This is a genomic window from Bacillus sp. FSL M8-0166, from assembly GCF_038008825.1.
In the GTDB taxonomy this organism is placed as follows: Bacteria; Bacillota; Bacilli; order Bacillales; family Bacillaceae; genus Bacillus; species Bacillus safensis.
The window spans coordinates 1017717-1036871 of the sequence record NZ_JBBOZZ010000001.1; the positions used below are offsets into that span (position 1 = coordinate 1017717).

Annotated in this window: 27 protein-coding genes; 9 read left to right on the top strand and 18 right to left on the bottom strand. The window is 39.9% G+C overall.

Annotated features, from left to right (window positions below; all coding sequences use genetic code 11):
* Position 1: 1 nt before the first annotated feature.
* Positions 2-1969 (bottom strand): DNA topoisomerase IV subunit B, encoded by a 1968-nt coding sequence (gene parE / locus NSS92_RS05540; protein WP_267586378.1) that lies wholly within the window; start codon positions 1967-1969, stop codon positions 2-4.
* 417 nt (positions 1970-2386) lie between these two features.
* Positions 2387-2800, bottom strand: coding sequence for a CoA-binding protein (locus NSS92_RS05545; RefSeq protein WP_267586377.1), 414 nt, complete (start codon positions 2798-2800; stop codon positions 2387-2389).
* Positions 2801-2954: 154 nt separating this feature from the next.
* On the opposite strand from NSS92_RS05545, the gene plsY reads away from it, so the two are divergent.
* Positions 2955-3536, top strand: a complete 582-nt coding sequence (plsY, locus tag NSS92_RS05550) for a glycerol-3-phosphate 1-O-acyltransferase PlsY (protein ID WP_024425146.1) — start codon at positions 2955-2957, stop codon at positions 3534-3536.
* A gap of 98 nt (positions 3537-3634) precedes the next feature.
* On the top strand, positions 3635-3922 hold the full coding sequence (locus tag NSS92_RS05555) for a HesB/YadR/YfhF family protein (protein ID WP_024425145.1): 288 nt from the start codon (positions 3635-3637) through the stop codon (positions 3920-3922).
* Between the two features lie 39 nt (positions 3923-3961).
* On the opposite strand, the gene NSS92_RS05560 is transcribed toward NSS92_RS05555, so the two are convergent.
* From NSS92_RS05560 to acnA, 7 genes are all read right to left on the bottom strand, one after another.
* Positions 3962-4273 carry a hypothetical protein gene (locus NSS92_RS05560; RefSeq protein ID WP_340867107.1) on the bottom strand — a complete coding sequence of 104 codons (312 nt, stop codon included), beginning with the start codon at positions 4271-4273 and terminating at the stop codon, positions 3962-3964.
* Positions 4274-4276: 3 nt separating this feature from the next.
* Entirely contained in the window at positions 4277-4699 is a 423-nt protein-coding gene (locus NSS92_RS05565) for an acyl-CoA thioesterase (protein ID WP_249857255.1), read from the bottom strand.
* 106 nt (positions 4700-4805) lie between these two features.
* Positions 4806-5048, bottom strand: a complete 243-nt coding sequence (tlp, locus tag NSS92_RS05570; protein WP_267586373.1) for a small acid-soluble spore protein Tlp — start codon at positions 5046-5048, stop codon at positions 4806-4808.
* A 13-nt stretch (positions 5049-5061) separates the two neighbouring features.
* Complete coding sequence (locus NSS92_RS05575; RefSeq protein WP_008357830.1) at positions 5062-5205, bottom strand: acid-soluble spore protein N; 144 nt, start codon at positions 5203-5205, stop codon at positions 5062-5064.
* Positions 5206-5256: 51 nt separating this feature from the next.
* Entirely contained in the window at positions 5257-5382 is a 126-nt protein-coding gene (locus tag NSS92_RS05580; RefSeq protein WP_003211002.1) for an FbpB family small basic protein, read from the bottom strand.
* A 73-nt stretch (positions 5383-5455) separates the two neighbouring features.
* On the bottom strand, positions 5456-5959 hold the full coding sequence (locus tag NSS92_RS05585) for a TlpA family protein disulfide reductase (RefSeq protein WP_340867108.1): 504 nt from the start codon (positions 5957-5959) through the stop codon (positions 5456-5458).
* Between the two features lie 68 nt (positions 5960-6027).
* Positions 6028-8757 carry an aconitate hydratase AcnA gene (gene acnA, locus NSS92_RS05590; RefSeq protein WP_095408614.1) on the bottom strand — a complete coding sequence of 910 codons (2730 nt, stop codon included), beginning with the start codon at positions 8755-8757 and terminating at the stop codon, positions 6028-6030.
* A gap of 220 nt (positions 8758-8977) precedes the next feature.
* Here acnA and sspO point away from each other — a divergent pair, with 220 nt between their 5' ends.
* The 4 genes from sspO to NSS92_RS05610 all read left to right on the top strand — a co-directional run bounded on the left by sspO (position 8978) and on the right by NSS92_RS05610 (position 10481).
* Entirely contained in the window at positions 8978-9124 is a 147-nt protein-coding gene (sspO, locus tag NSS92_RS05595; RefSeq protein ID WP_034283440.1) for a small acid-soluble spore protein O, read from the top strand.
* 16 nt (positions 9125-9140) lie between these two features.
* Positions 9141-9287, top strand: a complete 147-nt coding sequence (locus NSS92_RS05600) for a small acid-soluble spore protein P (RefSeq protein WP_003211331.1) — start codon at positions 9141-9143, stop codon at positions 9285-9287.
* Between the two features lie 102 nt (positions 9288-9389).
* The gene (locus NSS92_RS05605; RefSeq protein WP_340867109.1) at positions 9390-9791 is read left to right on the top strand and encodes an Hsp20/alpha crystallin family protein; all 402 of its coding nucleotides are present in this window, start codon (positions 9390-9392) and stop codon (positions 9789-9791) included.
* Between the two features lie 261 nt (positions 9792-10052).
* Positions 10053-10481: a DUF2621 domain-containing protein gene (locus tag NSS92_RS05610; RefSeq protein WP_024427086.1), complete on the top strand. Its 429-nt coding sequence runs from the start codon at positions 10053-10055 to the stop codon at positions 10479-10481.
* A 222-nt stretch (positions 10482-10703) separates the two neighbouring features.
* Here the strand turns inward: NSS92_RS05610 and NSS92_RS05615 are convergent, their stop codons facing one another.
* Both NSS92_RS05615 and NSS92_RS05620 read right to left on the bottom strand, forming a co-directional pair.
* Complete coding sequence (locus tag NSS92_RS05615; protein WP_047203110.1) at positions 10704-11186, bottom strand: CcdC family protein; 483 nt, start codon at positions 11184-11186, stop codon at positions 10704-10706.
* A 94-nt stretch (positions 11187-11280) separates the two neighbouring features.
* Entirely contained in the window at positions 11281-11988 is a 708-nt protein-coding gene (locus NSS92_RS05620) for a cytochrome c biogenesis CcdA family protein (RefSeq protein ID WP_034283434.1), read from the bottom strand.
* 209 nt (positions 11989-12197) lie between these two features.
* Here NSS92_RS05620 and NSS92_RS05625 point away from each other — a divergent pair, with 209 nt between their 5' ends.
* Entirely contained in the window at positions 12198-12371 is a 174-nt protein-coding gene (locus tag NSS92_RS05625) for an aspartyl-phosphate phosphatase Spo0E family protein (RefSeq protein WP_369810454.1), read from the top strand.
* Positions 12372-12633: 262 nt separating this feature from the next.
* Here the strand turns inward: NSS92_RS05625 and NSS92_RS05630 are convergent, their stop codons facing one another.
* From NSS92_RS05630 to yneA, 6 genes are all read right to left on the bottom strand, one after another.
* Positions 12634-12852 (bottom strand): YneF family protein, encoded by a 219-nt coding sequence (locus NSS92_RS05630; protein ID WP_003212379.1) that lies wholly within the window; start codon positions 12850-12852, stop codon positions 12634-12636.
* 84 nt (positions 12853-12936) lie between these two features.
* Entirely contained in the window at positions 12937-13383 is a 447-nt protein-coding gene (gene sirA, locus NSS92_RS05635; protein WP_024425134.1) for a sporulation inhibitor of replication protein SirA, read from the bottom strand.
* A gap of 198 nt (positions 13384-13581) precedes the next feature.
* Entirely contained in the window at positions 13582-15585 is a 2004-nt protein-coding gene (gene tkt / locus NSS92_RS05640) for a transketolase (protein ID WP_267586371.1), read from the bottom strand.
* Between the two features lie 187 nt (positions 15586-15772).
* Positions 15773-16003: a DUF896 domain-containing protein gene (locus tag NSS92_RS05645; protein WP_048240230.1), complete on the bottom strand. Its 231-nt coding sequence runs from the start codon at positions 16001-16003 to the stop codon at positions 15773-15775.
* A 69-nt stretch (positions 16004-16072) separates the two neighbouring features.
* Positions 16073-16720 (bottom strand): YneB family resolvase-like protein, encoded by a 648-nt coding sequence (locus tag NSS92_RS05650; RefSeq protein WP_267586370.1) that lies wholly within the window; start codon positions 16718-16720, stop codon positions 16073-16075.
* 17 nt (positions 16721-16737) lie between these two features.
* Entirely contained in the window at positions 16738-17049 is a 312-nt protein-coding gene (gene yneA / locus NSS92_RS05655) for a cell division suppressor protein YneA (RefSeq protein WP_024425130.1), read from the bottom strand.
* A 159-nt stretch (positions 17050-17208) separates the two neighbouring features.
* Here yneA and lexA point away from each other — a divergent pair, with 159 nt between their 5' ends.
* On the top strand, positions 17209-17829 hold the full coding sequence (lexA, locus tag NSS92_RS05660; RefSeq protein ID WP_267586369.1) for a transcriptional repressor LexA: 621 nt from the start codon (positions 17209-17211) through the stop codon (positions 17827-17829).
* 44 nt (positions 17830-17873) lie between these two features.
* Here lexA and NSS92_RS05665 read toward each other — a convergent pair whose 3' ends face one another.
* Positions 17874-18308, bottom strand: coding sequence for a hypothetical protein (locus NSS92_RS05665; protein WP_267586368.1), 435 nt, complete (start codon positions 18306-18308; stop codon positions 17874-17876).
* A gap of 291 nt (positions 18309-18599) precedes the next feature.
* Here NSS92_RS05665 and NSS92_RS05670 point away from each other — a divergent pair, with 291 nt between their 5' ends.
* Positions 18600-19142, top strand: a complete 543-nt coding sequence (locus tag NSS92_RS05670) for an IseA DL-endopeptidase inhibitor family protein (protein ID WP_340867110.1) — start codon at positions 18600-18602, stop codon at positions 19140-19142.
* The last annotated feature ends 13 nt before the right edge of the window (positions 19143-19155 follow it).

Consider the following 19155-nt stretch of genomic DNA (forward strand, 5'->3'; position numbering starts at 1 on the left):
TTTAAACCTCCTCAGCTAGCGACAAGTTTTCATTTTCAAGAATGTTGCTTTCCTCATCAAGTCCAAAGGCGACGTTTTTTTCAATCCATTTACGGCGTGGCTCTACTTTGTCCCCCATAAGAGTTGTGACGCGGCGTTCCACACGTGCAGCATCATCAATTTTGACCCTGACAAGTGTTCTCGATTCTGGATTCATTGTCGTTTCCCATAGCTGGTCGGCATTCATTTCACCTAACCCTTTGTAGCGCTGAATCGTGTACCCTTTTCCAACTTTCTTCAATACGTCATCCATTTCTTCATCAGACCATGCGTACTCAATGATTTCTTTTTTCCCTGAGCCTTTGCTGACTTTATATAAAGGCGGGAGTGCAATAAATACTTTGCCATGCTCAATCAGCGGTTTCATATAGCGGTAGAAGAATGTCAAGAGAAGCACTTGAATATGCGCTCCGTCCGTATCCGCATCTGTCATGATCACGATTTTGTCATAATTGATGTCTTCTACATTAAAATCGACACCGACGCCTCCACCGATTGCATGAATAATGGTGTTGATTTCTTCGTTTTTGAAAATATCAGCAAGCTTTGCTTTTTCTGTATTGATGACCTTTCCGCGCAGCGGCAGCACCGCTTGGAATTTACGGTCACGCCCCTGTTTTGCTGACCCGCCCGCTGAGTCACCTTCTACTAGGTATAGTTCGTTTCTTGCCGGGTTTCTAGATTGAGCAGGTGTTAATTTTCCGCTCAGCGTTGCTTCAGACTTTTTCCGTTTCTTGCCGCTTCTCGCTTCTTCACGGGCTTTTCTAGCAGCTTCTCTTGCCTGCTGCGCTTTAATCGCTTTTTTCACAAGAAGAGTGGCTGTTTCCCGGTTTTCTTCAAGGAAATACGCAAGCTTTTCAGAAATAACAGCATCAACAGCTGAACGAGCCTCACTTGTCCCAAGCTTTCCTTTTGTCTGCCCTTCAAATTGAAGCAGCTCTTCAGGAATTCTGACAGAAATAATAGCAGACAGTCCCTCACGAATGTCAGTGCCTTCTAAATTTTTGTCTTTTTCTTTTAAAAGAACCACTTTACGTGCATATTCGTTAAAGGCTCTCGTCATAGCCGTTTTGGCACCAGACTCATGTGTTCCGCCATCTTTTGTTCTGACGTTATTAACGAAGGAAAGGATATTTTCCGAATAGCCATCGTTAAATTGAAAAGCAAAATCTACTTCGATGGACTGATGCTCTCCTTCAAATGAGACGACTTCACTTAGAACATCTTTTTCTTCATTTAAATAAGCAACAAAGGCTTCAATGCCTGTCTCATAATAAAACGTTTCTTGTACATCATGCCGTTCATCGATTAACTCTATTTTTAACCCTTTTAATAAAAAGGCAGATTCTCTTAAACGCTCTGATAATGTATCGAAATTATAGGTCGTGACACTGAACATGGTAGGGTCCGGCTTAAAATGAATCAGTGTTCCCGTTTTTTTCGATTTTCCGACTTTTTCAAGTGATGTGACAGGTTTACCGCCGTTTTCAAAGCGCTGATGATAAATAAATCCGTCACGTTCAATTGTGACAGTGAGCCATTCTGACAGCGCGTTCACAACAGATGCCCCAACTCCGTGAAGTCCACCACTTGTTTTATATCCGCCTTGACCAAATTTTCCGCCTGCGTGAAGGACCGTTAAAATGATCTCAGGTGTCGGTTTTCCAAGCTTATGCATACCAGTAGGCATTCCTCGTCCTTTATCTTGGACAGAAATGCTGTTATCTTTATGTATTTTGACAATGATATGATCTCCATGGCCAGCGAGCACTTCATCGACAGAGTTGTCTACAATCTCATAGACAAGGTGATGAAGACCGCGTGAATCCGTAGATCCAATATACATCCCTGGACGTTTACGGACCGCTTCAAGTCCCTCTAGCACCTGAATAGAATCATCGTTATAATCTACTTGCTGCTTTTTAACCAAATGCTTAATCCCCTTTCACTAACAAACATAACCGGCTAATCATCAAATGATCTCTCTAGATTTTAATGATGATCATGCTGCCCATTACTGTCCACTTTAATAAGCTGCATCATCACCATGCATGTGTGATTCACCAATACATGCTCTTTTGCACAGCTATGAGAATCATTCTACATTCTGCAATCAGAACTAGAAGTCCATTATAAACAAGACTGTTTCATAAGCCAAATGCAATCATATGATGGTTTTAGCAAAACAGAACAAATGTTCTATATTGATCTTATCGCTCTTTTTCTCGATATGCAAGGCCGCCGATATGTCCCTGTCGCCTTATTTTATCGCTTTCTTCTAGAATCGCAAATATATTTCTTCAACAAAAAAGCAAAAATCCTTGAAAAACCAAGGATTTTTGACGATTTAATGAGTTTTTGTCATCGCATGAGCCACCTTGATACATAAATCCATGATGGCGATCTTGCCATTTTCCTCAATCAGCCTTTTCGCTTCTTCGTGATATATGCCTTGCTGCGCCCAAAAAACAGGTGCGTCTATTTCGAGAAACTCTTCTGCCACCTCTGGCAAAAACTCTGAACGTCTAAAAACATTGACGATATCAACAGGCTCTTTTATGTCTTTTAAAGAAGCGACTGCTTTCACACCGAGAGCTTCATCGATCGTTGGGTTCACTGGAATGATTTCATACCCGGCATCCTGCATCGCTTTAGACACCATATAAGACGTCCGGTGCGGCTGATCTGATAAACCAACAACAGCAATTCGTTTACTGCTCTTTAATATACGGCCAATTTCTTCTTTCGTAGGATTGTTCATCAAGACACTCCTTTTCCTCTATTTTAGCGAATTTCTGCTTAAAAACAAAGCTGAATCTATCTGCTTTCGATTTTTTCAAAAAAAGTTCCCCATGTTTTTCACGAGATCATGTTAAAATGTAAGACAAGAGGGAGAATATAAAGGAGTTATGCAGATGTTAATTGCTTTGATGTTTATTTTGGCTTATCTTCTCGGCAGTATTCCATCCGGTCTCATTGTCGGGAAAGCTGCAAAGGGAATCGATATCCGTGAACATGGCAGCGGAAACCTAGGTGCGACGAATGCATTTCGTACACTTGGCGTAAAAGCAGGGTCTATTGTGATTACTGCTGATATCCTAAAAGGGACGCTTGCTTCAGCTTTACCGTTTTTCATGCAGCTGGACATCCATCCCTTATTAGCAGGAGTTGCTGCTGTTATCGGTCACAGCTTTCCTGTCTTTGCAAAATTTAAAGGGGGAAAAGCAGTCGCTACATCAGGCGGTGTGCTGCTATTTTATGCCCCGTTCCTATTTATCACGATGATCGCTGCTTTTTTCTTATTTTTATACATTAGTAAATATGTTTCACTATCATCTATGCTGACTGGGATCTATACATTCATTTACAGCATATTCACCAAAGACCTATTCTTAATCATTGTTGTTGCCGTTCTTGCTGGCTTTGTGATCTACAGACACATCGCCAACCTCAAACGAATTCTCAACAAAACTGAACCGAAAATCAAATGGCTCTAGCCGTTTCATCCATTTAAATATGTGGTAAAAGTAAAGAAAAGCTGTTTTTGCATCCTGCATTTTAAAAAACAGCATGACTTCAAAAAGGGGCGATCACATTGAAATTAACGATAAAAGAAGATGCACTCAATTGGTACAAGGATGAATTAGATTTAGAAAAAGGTGATCAAGTTCGCTTTTTTGTGAGATATGGCGGGTGCAGTAATGTACAAAAAGGCTTTTCTCTCGGCGTCGCAAAAGATGAACCTCAAAATGCCGGCGCAACCGCTGAAATAGAAGGTATTACTTTCTTTATTGAGGAAAGTGATATTTGGTACTTTGACAACCATGATCTGCATATTGATTATAACGAGTCCGTGAAAGAACCAGAATTTCATTATGAATAAACAAAAAAGATACCTCATCCCTCGGGTATCTTTTTTGTTTTACACTTCAATATACAGCCCATACTCCTGAATGTTTCCTAAAGACCGTTCCTTTTGCAGAATTCTTTTTTGCGGCTCACCGATCAAGTCAAAGTGAGGAAACCCTGCGCGGTCATGGATCCATTCTTTTTTTAGGCCATGTCTTTCTCCCCACTCAACTAACTGCTTCATATCCTGACAGGCTGCTTTTGTGACAGTATTGGCATTTGGAAAACGGTCATCGAGCCAGTAGTGTGTTAAAAAAGCAACTTTTCCTTGCTGGACAGCTCTTTTCCAAGCGTTTAAATCGCTTCGTTTAATACCAAAAGCCATAAATTAAACCTGCTTCTTCGACTGTTCATATACTTTATGCCAGGCAGGAAAGGCTTTTCTAAATTGAATAGGTCTAAAGGTGTCTTTATCTACACAAATATGCGCGGTTGTCCCTGTAATCGCTGTTTGTCCATCAGGTTTTTGAATTTCATAGCCATACACCGTTTTGAGACCATTGTATTCTTCAATCCATGTATGAACGGTTGCTGTTTCACCATACAGCAATGGTTTTTTATATTGAACCTGCAAGTCTATCACAGGTGCAAGAGCACCGTCTGCTTCTAGCTGCGCATAGGAAAACCCTAATTCTTTAATCAATGCTGTTCTGCCGACTTCCATCCAGACTAAATAATTGGCATGATACACGATGCCCATTTGATCTGTTTCTGCATAACGGACTTCTATTTCTTTTTTTGATATATACACGTTTTCATCGCTCTCCTATCAAAACCTAAGGTCTGTCTTTGCCATTTTACCACATTCCAAATGGTTCTTCTAAAAGAGGAAATAAAATAAACCAGGAATCCCTGGTTTATTCGGTATAGCCATTCTTTCTTGCCGCTTCTTCGTCCTTGATTTCAGAACGCATCGCATCAATACTCATTTTGCGGTTTTCATTTTTTTGTTTGATCATTTGCTTTTCTGGCTCTGTCGAAAGGGACATCGCTGCTTCAGATTCATCGATATTGTCAAGTGTATTCTCGATCATATCTTGCAGCTTTTCAACATTATCAGAACGATCATCTGGATTGGATTGATATGACTTGTCATTCATCACGATTCCCTCCTTATTCGCCCTTCGTCTGAATCACATCAGGCTGTTCATTTGATTTATTATGCATCTTTTTACCTTTATTCCGTTTGTATGCTACAGGCTTCGTCCCTAAATGGTCTGGTGTAAACTGTGCTTGTTTATCATGCTCTCTACCCATCATTCATCCCTCCCTCTTCTTTAGGATGAACGAAAACGGATAATTCATAACTTATTTTTGTCTAAATCGCTCTTCCAACTTTTCTTCAAGCTGGTTTAAAAATTCCTCATTGCTTAATAATTCTTTTTTATTTTCAAGCACAAGCTCTTCAAATGTGCGTCGTTTTCTTCTTCTCATTCCACTCACCTCCAAATATGTATGATTACATTTTCGCCAAAACATTTAGAAAATAAGCAAAAGAGCTGAATCATTATAGATCCAGCTCTTTTTCAATTTCTTTTTTTGTCAACATTTGATGCTTCACAGACATGATGCGTCCTTTTTCATCTAATATGTATGTCGTTGGGTATGAAAGCACCTGATATCTTGCTTGAATGCCTTTTTGGTCCAATAAAACAGGGAAGCTCAGCTTTAATTCTTTTGTGAATGCTGCCACATGATCCACACTCTTTTCAGTGGTCGTCAAATTCACCGCTAATACTTCAACTTGGTCATTTTCGCTCCTAATCGCGTCTAGATCCGGCATTTCCGTCCTGCACGGCTTACACCATGTCGCCCAGAAATTGACGAGCACCTTTTTCCCTCGGTAATCAGATAACGAAGTGGTTTTGCCGTCAAGGGTTTTCAGTTCAAAATCAGGGGCTTGATCCCCTTTTTCAAGACCGATTGCGGGCTCTTTTGGCCCAAATAAATTCCACGCAAGTAAACCAATCAACACAAGTAAAACAGCGCTTGCCATTCCTTTTTTCCACATGATTGATCCTCCACTATTTTAAAAAAGAAGAGAAAGCTGTTAGATCGCCTTCTCTTCTTTGGTGTAAATTAGTTGCTTGCCAATTTTTCGCGAAGTACCATTTGAAGGATACCGCCATGACGATAGTAGTCAATTTCGACTTCACTGTCAAAGCGAACCACCACTTCAAACGTTTTCTCATTTCCATCTGTGTCAATTGCTTTCACAGTGACGAGATCACGCGGACGAACTGTTTCGTCAACATGAACTTCAAATGTTTCTGTTCCTGTTAGGCCATGAGTTTCTGCACTTTCTCCGTCTTTAAACTGCAGAGGAAGTACGCCCATGAAGACAAGGTTACTTCTGTGGATACGCTCAAAGCTTTCAGCTAGAACAAATTTAATTCCAAGAAGGTTTGTTCCTTTTGCAGCCCAGTCACGTGAAGAACCCATTCCGTAGTCTTTACCTGCTAAGATCGCAAGACCCGTACCATCTTCTTTATAACGCATGCATGCATCATAAATGGATGTCACTTCACCAGTTGGCCAGTAGGTTGTATATCCGCCTTCTGTTCCTGGTGCAATTTGGTTCTTAATACGGATGTTTGCAAAAGTACCTCTCATCATGACATGGTGGTTACCGCGGCGAGATCCATATGAGTTAAAGTCTCTAGGCGACACGCCTCTTTCTTGCAAGTATTTGCCCGCAGGTGTGTCTTTACCGATCGCTCCAGCAGGAGAAATGTGGTCAGTTGTGACAGAGTCACCAAATTTCGCAACGACGCGCAAGCCTTTAAGCGGTTCAACTTTACCAGGTTCAACTGATAGGTTTTCAAAGAATGGCGGGTTATCAATGTATGTGGAATTTTCATCCCATTTGTACAATGCATCATCCGTCGTTTTAATTTCATTCCAGCGATCATTGTTGTCAAATACAGTTTCATACTCTGAACGGAATAGCTCAGGTGTGACAGTGCTTTTAACGACGCTGTTGATTTCATCCATTGATGGCCAAATGTCATTGAAATAAACGTTCTCGCCATTTTTATCGACACCGATAGGATCTTTTGTTAAATCAATATTCACCGTACCAGCAAGTGCATAAGCCACAACTAATGGTGGAGATGCAAGGTAGTTCCCTTTCACAAGCGGATGGATACGACCTTCAAAGTTACGGTTACCTGATAAAACAGAAGTGATCAGCAGATCATTTTCAGAGACAGCATCCTCAATTTCTTGCGCAAGCGGTCCTGAGTTTCCGATACATGTTGTACAGCCATAGCCAACAATGTTAAATCCGAGGTCTCTTAAATATGGAAGAAGTCCTGAATTCACCAAGTACCCTGTTACAACTTTAGAACCCGGTGCTAGTGACGTTTTCACGTAGTTCGGCACCTTCATACCGAGCTCACTTGCTTTCTTCGCAACAAGACCTGCTCCGATTAAAACGTATGGGTTCGATGTATTCGTACAGCTCGTAATCGCTGCAATCGCAATCGCACCTGTCTTCATCACAGCTTTTTCACCGTTTGAAAGATCAAATTCGATTTGTTTATCAAGTTCTGATTTATCTAAGCCAAAACCTTGGTTACCAGCTGGGCTTTCGATGTGTTTATGGAACGTCTCTTTCATTTGAGAAAGTGGAATCAAATCTTGTGGACGTTTAGGACCAGATAAGTTTGACTCAATTTGAGAAAGATCAATTTCCACAACATCAGTAAAGATTGGCTCTTCTGCATCTGGCGTATAGAATAAGCCATTTGCGCGAGAATATTCTTCAACGATATTAATTTGCTCTTCATCACGTCCAGTAAGGCGAAGGTAAGCAAGCGCTTCTTCATCTACTGGGAAGAATCCGCAAGTTGCACCGTATTCTGGCGCCATGTTCGCAATTGTTGCACGATCTGCTAACGGCAGTTGTGCAACACCAGGTCCGAAGAACTCAACGAACTTGTTAACTACGCCTTTTTCACGAAGGACTTGTGTGACTTTTAATGCAAGGTCAGTTGCAGTTGTTCCGTTTGGAAGCTCTCCAACTAATTTAGCACCAATAACTTCTGGTACTGGGAAGTATGAAGGCTGACCAAGCATACCAGCTTCCGCTTCGATACCGCCAACGCCCCATCCAAGTACACCGATACCGTTAATCATCGTTGTATGAGAGTCAGTACCAACTAATGTATCTGGGTAAGTGATGATCTCGCCATCTTCTTCAATCGCATGAACAACACTTGCAAGATACTCTAAGTTCACTTGGTGAACAATTCCTGTTGCAGGCGGAACAGCTTGATAGTTATTAAACGCTTTCTTTGCCCAGCTAAGGAAGTTATAACGCTCTGCGTTACGTTCGAATTCTAAGTCCATGTTAATGTTTAATGCATCTTCAGTTCCAGCTTTATCAACTTGTACTGAGTGGTCAATAACAAGGTCAACTGGAATTTCAGGGTTGATTTTATCCGGATCCCCGCCTACATCTGCCATTGCTTTTCTTAAAGAAGCAAGGTCAACGACGGCTGGTACACCCGTGAAGTCTTGTAAAATAACACGAGAAGGTTTAAATGGAACATCAATTTCTTTTACCTCGGCAGTTCCCCATTTTGCCAAGTTTTCAACGTGTTCCTTCTTGATCACTCTACCGTCTACTTGGCGAAGCACTGATTCTAAAAGTACCTTAATGGAATAAGGCAGCTTAGAAACATTTCCGATTCCTTGTTTCTCTAGTGCTTCTAACGAATAATAGTGATACGTTTTCCCATTTGTCGAAAACGTTTTTCTAGATTGAAAAGCGTCTTGTTTAGCGACTTGCTGCTGTTTCGACATGTCCAAAATCCCCCTTTTGATGATCAAGATCAATTTCAATTCTCAGAAAAATCGTCGTATTTCACCACAATTTTCTCACAATTTCATCTTAAAACAAATTCATACATAAGTAAATAACAATGCTTTTATTAAATTCAATAAGTTTAACTTATCATTAGGAAATGATTACTCTTCATAAACGAAGCGGGGCGGGCTCATACTACAAATGAGGTGATAGAACATGACAAAACGCAAAGCAAATCATGTCATTAATGGCATGAACGCAGCCAAAAGCCAGGGTAATGGCGCAGGCTATACGGAAGATGATCAACTCGTTTTAACAGAAGAACAAAGACAAAACAATAAAAAACGCAAAAAGAATCAATAAGAAGGAGCTAAAAATCATGACGAATAAAAACACAGGGAAAGACATCCGTCAAAACTCTCCTAAGGAGCATCAAGGCGGACAGCCTGAGCCATTATCAGGCAGTAAAAAAGTGAAAAACCGCAACCATACAAGACAAAAGCACAATTCTCATCATGATATGTAAACATTCCCCTCTCATCCCGTGACCAAACGGGATGTTTTAGGTCTTTCACACATTTCCGTTTTCATCATATGATTTATTATGAGATGTGATGGAGGAGTGTTTATGGAGAATGAAAAGCAATCGAGTTCCTCTGATTTTCTTGAAATAGACGATTGGCTCAATGTTTTAATGGATGATCCATTTGCCTGGTATGATGAGCACCTCCCAATTGATCTTTATGAAACAAGCCGTGATTATATTATCGAAATCGATGTCTCCACCCTATCGATCACTGATGTAAAACTGACCTTCGCTGGACATGAGCTGACGATGACTTACACAGTACAAAAACCAAACGGTGAAGGCGAACAGCCAATTGAAAAAAGCGTGATGCTCCCTTTTTATCTAAACGACAAAGACATTGAAACAGATTATGAAAACCGAATCATATCGATAAAAATTAAAAAATGTTCCGACCATCCAAACGGTGCATTTTCCTTTCAAATCCCGCACTTCAAACATTAAGAGCCCACCTTCATTTAGGTGGGCTCTCTTCCGTTCGTTTCAAGTCAATACCTTTTGCGAACCACCATGGCCAAATAGTAGAGTCGCTATATGATAATGTATTCTTTTTCTATTAATTGGTTTGGGTCATTCTAGTAAATGGGCGGCTATCAATGAAAAAGGGCGTTTATAGAGATCATAGACATACATTTTTGTTATTTTCTTCTATCCTCTCTTCATGTAATATAAAATAGAGAGATAAGGGGTATAAGGAGTGAGAACATGTTAAGCGGCTGGTTTTTGTGGTTCATTTTATTTTGGGGTACAGTGATGATCGGATTACTCGCAATCGGTGGCTTTTTTATGTTTCGCAAATTTTTAAAACGATTGCCAAAGGAAGATGGGAAATCAGAACTTGATTGGCAGGATGAATATATTCAAAAGAGCCTTCACCTATGGCGGGATGAGGACAAACAGCTGTTAAATGAACTCGTATTACCTGTTCCAGAGCTGTTTAGAGATGTTGCCAAAGAGAAAATTGCTGGTAAAATCGGCGAGCTGGCATTAAAAGAACAGGCTGCCAGCATTAATTTAGACTTAATCATTCGCGGCTACATTATGGCTACACCGAAGCGGGATCATAAGTTTTTACTGAAGCGCCTTCAAGAAAAAAACATTGATCACTCGCCATATGAATCGTTATTAAAATAACCTCCTTTTATAAAGGAGGTTTCAGCGTTAAGACAAACCCTCGCATTCTTTGTCAGTCCTGCGCGCTGGTGCTCACGAATGTTAAATTCGCTCCGCGCCAGTGCTCGTCCTTCCTAGACTTCAAAGGTTTTCAATAACGCTGAAAAGAAGACAAAAGGCTAAAATAAAAGATAATTTTAGCCCTTTGTCAACAATATGTAACCTCCTTTATTAAAAGGAGGTTTAATTCATTTGAATCTGCTGCGGATCTAATTGTTTAGACAGCTTTCTAAACGACAAATACATGGCAACCCGCCAAGGCACGATCATGCCAAAGGCAAGAATCCAAAACATCCCGCTTAATGAACCATAATCAATAGAAGAACTCAGGATGGTCTTCATTCCGATACGAAGGACAAGAAGTCCAATGAGAATGAACACAAATGCTTTTGAACGCTTTAAGTAGATGTCATTGCCTCTAATTTCAAACTTCGATGTTTTGATTAAAAATATAGAGAAAAACATCCCCACTGTGATCGCTTCTAGAAATTCAGCTCCAGTTACCCGAAACATAGGAACAAAAAACATCAGTGCACCAGTGCTCATGAAAATAGGAGGTAAAATAATTTTTTTCGCAGTTGCAGGTTTTGCAGATGACTTAATGCGAATAAACATGACGGCCACCGCCATACATATCGCTATTATAGAAGAGATCAAAATCATCATATCAAATCATTCCTTTATTCTTTAAGGTCAGCCTATGTATAATATACTCCAATTGACGAAAAAAAACCATTCGCCGCGACTGTAGAAAACGATTTCAAAAGCCTGTAAACCCGCCAAACAATGATGAGAACATGATGATAATCCATGTGAGAAGATCAAAGAACAGCAAAATCCCTACCACAATCATAATGATTCCGCCAATTCGCATGATGAGCTGCTGACGCTTTCTGATCCACGCCATTTTCGTAATGAAAAAGGAGAGAATAAAAAACGGGACGGCAAATCCAAAGACATACGCAATCATATACATGACCGCCGACTCAGGATTGTTACTCGCCAGTGTGATGACAGCGGATAAAATAGGTCCAGTACAAGGTGTCCATCCAGCGGCAAAGCCCATTCCGATGAGAATGGATCCAAAAAAACCCGCAGGACGATTTTTGAACTGTATTCTCTTTTCGCCCATAAGGAAAGAGGGCTTAAATACGCCAAGAGTCATAAAACCAAAGAAAATAATGAGGATGGCTCCAATTTGACGAATCGCTTGATGATAATCATTAAAAAACTTCCCGACAAACGATGTCCCAAAGCCAATCGCAATAAATATAATAGAGAACCCAACTAAAAAGAATAATGTATGAAGCAGACTTCTTCTTCTCAGCATCACCTTCTCAGATTTCACTTCATCTATACTAACGCCCGTAATATACGATAAAAACGCTGGATAAAGCGGCAGACAGCACGGTGAAATAAAAGAAAGAAATCCTGCTCCAAATGCTAAAAAGTAATTCAAATCTGTCAAAAGAACACCCCCCTTCTTACAATATACAATAAGAGATGACAAAATCATTTCATTTTTTTTACATCACTTCAATAAAGATGGTCTATTTTCTTAAAACCTTATATAATTTAATTTGACATCAAGATAATGAATCCTTTAAATTTGAAAATAAACCTTAAAATGGATATAATAGAATCGATTCTTTTTATCAAGATTTGCATGAAAGGAACATGACTTTGGTAAAAACATCATTATTAACTCAAATCGAAGAAAAAAGAGAAGAGCTGATGAAAGTTGTCTTGCACAATGGGATGACATCAACAGTGACCATCGAACATAGCCAGCAGCTAGATCATCTCCTCTTACAATATCAACGACACTTACACTCAAACTCAGCCAACTAATCATACTTCATGATATCAATCATGCCGCACAATTATTAGAACAGTTGATATGGTGACCATAAACGAAACAAAAACCTCTGACATAGGGGTTTTTTGTTTTTTCACAAGCTGCTTGACGCCATAATAAAAACCACCTTCCCTGCTTCATTCATGCAAGTACAGTGGTTTTAAGCGTCTGATGAAGGTGAATTGAATAAAGAAAGGACTACGCTTGTCCATTCTTTATAACCATGTTCCATCTATGATCATAATATCGTACGTATTATTTCGCTTGGTTGTTCATGGCTTTCATCATTTGATTGATTTTCTTCTGGGACGGTTTCATGCCCATTTGCATCATCATCATTCGAAGCATTTGTTCATTAATCGGTGGATTCTTTTTCAAATAGCTCATCATATACTTACGAGCAATAAAGAATCCGAGTGCAACTCCTGCAAGCAGTGCAACAACGCCTACAAGGATGACAACCCATAAATCCATAATTCTTCCTCCTTCATGTTGTCTCGTATAAAGTGTACTAAACAAAAGGCTATTATACAACATTTCACGTTCAATTTTATTTTTTTAAACAAAATTCCTCACTTTTACTGGATTAAGCCACCCGTGCTTTTTTGAACTAAAGTCCATCGCAAGAAAACAAGGGCTAATTTTTCTCAGCACTTCAAAAAACACCGCTTCTGCCTCATAACTGCCAGTGGCAGACATTTGGATATACCGGTCTTTTATAATAAATGCTGCAGTTCCTTTTCCATCTGGTAAGGAGGCGCTGTAAATCGAACCTATTTGTGTATAGTGAATGTTCGTTAAGTTATTCATTAGACGCTGGTGCATATGAAAAGCAGGGATTCGTTTCGTCACATAATCCACTTGCTTCACAAGCATTACAAGCTCATCGTCAGTGCGGTTCGTCCAGTGTAACGACTCAAACAAATGAAACAAAATTGATTCTCTGCCAAAATAGTGATGCGCAAATTCATCCTCAATCCAATAAATATAATAATGGCGTTCCATGTCTATCCCTTCCTTTCACATTTCGTCAATCTCATTTATTGCTTGTATTATACAAAAATGTGAAAGAAAGAATTGTCTATATATGAAGCAAGAAGAAACTAGTTTTGTCAAAAAAACAAGAAAAAAGAAAAAAGTTTGCAGAGCGGATGAAAATGCTCTGCAAACAGATAGCAAAAAAGCATGATGCTTGAAGATCGTTTATTTATTCAGCTTCGCTTTCACACGGCTGACTACATTGCTGACAGTAAATCCGTATTTCTCGATAATGGTTTCACCTGGAGCAGAAGCACCAAATTTATCAATTGCAATCACGTCACCATCAAGGCCAGTATAACGCTCCCAGCCAAGTGAAGCGCCCATTTCAATCGCAATACGTGCACGTACTGATTTAGGAAGAACAGATTCTTTGTATTCGTCTGACTGCTGATCGAAGCGATCCCATGCAGGAAGGCTGACAACAGACGCGCGGATACCTTCTTTTTCAAGTGCCTTTTGTGCTTCAATGGCTAAACCAACCTCAGATCCTGAAGCGAGTAGAAGTGCTTCAGGCTGTGCATCAGCAGCTTCAACCACAACATATCCACCTTTTTCTACTCCCTCATATGCCTTCTCTGGTGCCTGGTCAATCGTTGGAAGGTTTTGACGAGTAAGAACTAGTGCTGTCGGTTTATCCGTTGAAGATACAGCTAGTTTCCACGCTGCAGCTGTTTCATTTCCATCTGCTGGGCGGATAACTGAAAGATTAGGCATCGCACGTAATGAAGCAAGCTGTTCAACCGGCTCATGCGTCGGACCATCTTCACCAACAGCGATACTATCATGAGTAAAGACGTATGTGACTGGAAGTCCCATTAACGCAGCAAGACGAATCGCTGGTCTTAAGTAATCTGAGAAAACAAAGAACGTTCCGCCGAATACACGAAGACCGCCGTGAAGTGCCATACCATTTAATGCCGCACCCATTGCAAATTCTCTGACACCGAACCAAATGTTTTTGCCGGCATAATTATTTTTCCCGAAATCATCTGTGTTTTTAATCGTTGTTTTATTTGATCCAGCAAGGTCAGCAGACCCACCAATAAAGAAAGGTACTTGCTTCGCAATGCCATTTAACACTTCGCCTGAAGATGCGCGGGAGGCAAGGCTTGAACCTGCTTCATAAACAGGAACCTCTTGATCCCAATTCTCAGGAAGCTTTCCTTCAATCGCAAGCTTCAGCTGTGCTGCTAGGTCTGGATATTCTTTTTCGTATTGCGCAAACAGCTCATTCCACGCTGCTTCTTTTTTCTGTCCAGCGTCTTTGACAGCTTCTTTGAAATGATCGTACACTTCAGAAGGTACATGGAAATCTTCTTCAAACGTCCAAGAGTAAGCATCCTTCGTCAGCTTTGCTTCCTCGCTGCCAAGCGGTGCACCATGCACACCAGACGTTCCCGCACGGTTTGGCGATCCGAAACCAATCGTTGTTTTCACTTCAATTAATGTAGGTCTGTCTGTGCTTTGTTTCGCCTTTTCAATAGCAGCTGTTACTTCTTCGATGTTGTTGCCGTCTTTCACGTAAAGAACTTCCCAGTTCATCGCTTCAAAACGATTCTTCACATTTTCAGAGAATGAACGATCTAGGTCGCCATCTAAAGAAATGTCATTTGAATCGTAAAGAACGATTAAACGGCCTAAGCCTAAATGACCAGCAAGTGAAGCAGCTTCAGAGGAAATTCCCTCCATTAAGTCTCCATCTCCGCAAATGCTGTATGTATAGTGATCTACAACATGAAAGTTGTCTTTGTTATACGTTTCCGCAAGATGTCTTTCTGCAAGTGCCATTCCTACAGCCATAGCAATTCCCTGGCCTAAAGGACCTGTTGTTGCATCTACGCCTTCTGTGTGTCCAAATTCAGGATGTCCAGGTGTTTTGCTTCCCCATTGGCGGAATTGTTTTAAATCTTCGATGCTCAGGTTGTATCCGCTTAAATGAAGCATGCTGTATAGAAGCATAGAACCATGTCCTGCAGATAAAACAAAGCGGTCTCTGTTAAACCAATTTGGATTTTGCGGACTTACGTTTAAGTGATTCGTCCATAAAGCGTATGCCATTGGTGCAGCACCCATCGGCATTCCTGGGTGACCGGAATTCGCTTTTTCAATTGCGTCTATGGAGAGAGTACGTATTGTTGCAATAGATTTCAATTCAATCGTTTCCATATAAATCCCCTTCCGTATCTTGTGTACACCATTATCATAAATCTACTGTCCTTTTTTCACAACTATTTCACGCTGAAAAAGAAGGATTTTGTCACATTTAGTTTATCGATCACCTAAAAAGTTATGCAAATATGAAAAAAGACGAGAATATTCTTCCCATCTTTTCAAAATTCAAGAAATCACAGCCTTAATGAAGGTTCTGATCTTTTTCTCTTTTTAATTTTTCTGGTGTGACATCGTTTCCTTCAGGGTCAACGATTTTAACGGTTTTAAGTGTATTTTTCATAGAAGAACGAAAAGCTTTCAAATACTCTTCTCTTAACTTCTTTTGTTCTGTTTTTTCAGCATCTGATAAACCGGTCTCTTTCGACTTTTTTGAAAGCTCATTTATTCTTGCAAGCTGTTCTTTAGAAATCATGACAAACTCCTTTAAAGCATTTTCTCTACATACTACTAAATATCAATCAATTTGACAACAAATCACGCTTTAGGTGGTAAGGCCTTTTTCGTATTCCTGATACCTTCTATGCACCGTTGCTTTTGAAATGTCAAAACCTAATGCCTGAAGAGTTGCGGCAATTTCGGCGAACGTCATGTTGTTTTTTCTTAATCGAACAATTTCTGAAATCGGTACTTTGATACGTTCACGGCCAGGTGCATGGTCCTGCTGCCTTAAATTCAGTTCAGGCTGATATCCGCGCTCAACAGCCCTTTTCATTCCCCGCTTGATTTTCAGGTTATGAATTTTCCGTTGGTACTCTTCGACGACTCCTACAATTTCAATGACCATTTCATCTGCTTCTGAAAGCTCAAGCTCTCCTCTATGAAACACGCTGTATACTTTTACGTTCTCTTTAAATAGACAATGAAGAAGCGCAATTTTTGCTTGTCCTCTTCCAAGACGTGTTTCATCTTGGATAAGAACGGCATCGATTGACTCTTCCTTCAGTGCAGCAAGCATTTCAAACACACCATCACGATCTAGATCATATCCACTTGCTTTTTCTTTGATGACTTTGACCACATTCATCTTGTGCATGGCAGCTAAAGCCAGCAGTTCTTCTTCTTGTCTTTTCAGCGAGGTTTCCTGCTCTTCTTTAACAGTGCTTACTCTCGCATAAATGATTGCGTTCATGTCTTCAATCGACCTTTCTACTGTACTGTTGCAAGCTGATATACGACTGGATGCTCTTTTTTCACGGGTATGACAAGAATGTCTCCTGGCTGGATTTCTGTTGAAGCAAGATCATTGTGTTCGGTGACCCAGTCAATAAATGCATTTTTGTCGATTGATTTGCTGTCATTTACTTGATCAGCTAACCCCCAAAGAGTATCACCTGATTGAACCTCTATTTTAACATACTGATTTGAATCATTATGGCTTGTGACTGCAATAAGTGAGAGAAATATGCCAACGATGAATGAGAATACCCCAATAAAAATAATAGATTCTTTTAACCTCATAATGTCATCTCTCCTAATAGAATATGTGTTCGCTCTTTCTGTCACTCATTATAAATACGAACAAACGTTTCTGTCAAACGTTTTTTTCGAACCTATGTTTGTACTGTTAGGAAAAACATGCTATAATTTCTTTAAAATTGACGTTTTGAGGTGCAAAAGATGACGAAGCTATCAAAAAGACAACTCGATATCCTAAAATTCATCAAAGATGAAGTAAAAAGCAAGGGTTATCCCCCATCCGTCCGTGAAATTGGAGAAGCTGTCGGTCTAGCATCCAGTTCAACGGTCCATGGACATTTGGCTAGACTAGAAACAAAGGGCTTAATTAGAAGAGACCCGACAAAACCTAGAGCGATCGAAGTACTAGATGAAGAGGAAATGAATATTCCAAAGAATGCTGTAATGAACGTCCCAGTCATCGGAAAAGTAACGGCCGGCCTGCCTATCACGGCTGTTGAGAATGTAGAAGAATACTTCCCTCTTCCAGAAACTTTTGCAGCACCAGATGAACAAGTGTTTATGCTTGAAATTATGGGAGAAAGTATGATTGATGCAGGCATTTTGGACAAGGACTATGTCATTGTGCGTCAGCAAAGCACCGCTAACAATGGAGATATTGTGGTCGCCATGACAGAGGAAGATGAAGCGACAGTGAAACGTTTCTATAAAGAAAATACACACTTTAGATTACAGCCAGAGAATCCATCAATGGAACCGATTATTTTACAGAATGTGAGTATACTAGGTAAAGTGATTGGCGTATTTCGAAATATTCATTAAAAAAAGCCGGTATTCATCAGCAGCTGATGAATACCGGCTTTTTCTTATGCACAAGAATATGCAAGAATACTTGAACTTGGAAAGGAGCCAAATGTAAAGTTTGGCCATATAAAGCCAGTTGTTCTGCCAAAAGGCTGTGAGGAAAGGACAAACATTAAAAATACTTGACCGTTTCTCAACAACACAATCGTCCATCTTCTATTACATCCCGCTGCAAATTGTACAGTTTGATGGCCTCCGCCAACACCTTGCCCCGATATAAGCGACTGCATACTTTGTGGCTGAGAGAGTGCTTGCTGATACTGCGAAATAATATGCTGCGGCGGAGCTGGCGGTGCCGATTGCCCGCCTGAACCCTGCCCTCCTCCGGTTGGAAACCCAGGAAAACCCCCAGTTTGAGGAAAGGAAATTGATGGCCAGCCTTGCATCTGCCTATCATATGAGTAACCATTCCACACACCTTCATACGGTTGATACATACGAAACACCACTTTCTTTAGACTTTCATCACGACAGTATATGTCATAAATAAAAAAGAGTGTTAAACGTCTAAATAGAAATTTTCCAAAAGACGTTTCGTTCTTCTTTTGAACGGTTAAATAATCGTTAAGAAAAATAAAAAAAATGAAAACTTTTTGTCTCCCTCAAACGTTATATAATTAGAAACAAAAGAAATAAAAAACATTTAGATTTAATACTTGTAATATCACTGTAATTATTGTAACATTTGTAACATAAGAAGTTTTCATTGAGAAAAGGAGGCAATTGCCTTGAAAAAATTATTTGTTTTATTAACTGCTATTATGCTTATGATCTCATTACAAACCACAACATTGGCCGCTTCAAAGAAATCAGCCGCTTTGACAAATAAAGAAGCGTTACATATTGCCCTTGATGCAAGAGAACATTTTTGGAGTGCAATGTCAGGCTACAAAATTAAAGAACATTCTGATTACAAATTAAAATCATTTAGCTATAAAGATATGACGTACAACTATCTTTCTAAAACATTTGATACAAAGAAAAAATTAAACAGCTACCTATCTGAAGTTTTCACTAAAGATGCCATCAAACATGGTTTAAAAGATTATCAGTTCATTGTTCATAAAGGCAAAATGGCTGTTCCAGTCGGTGACGGAGACAACATGCTCAATTGGGAAAAAGCCACACCTAAACTTGTTTCAAAAAAACAAACGATCCGCACATATGAATTCACAGTCCCAACACTGGATGGACGCAAAGTAAAACGAACTGTAACGTACGAAAAAGTACAAAATAATTGGAAAGTAACTAAAATTGACGCTGTCATCTAAAAAAAACCAGGCC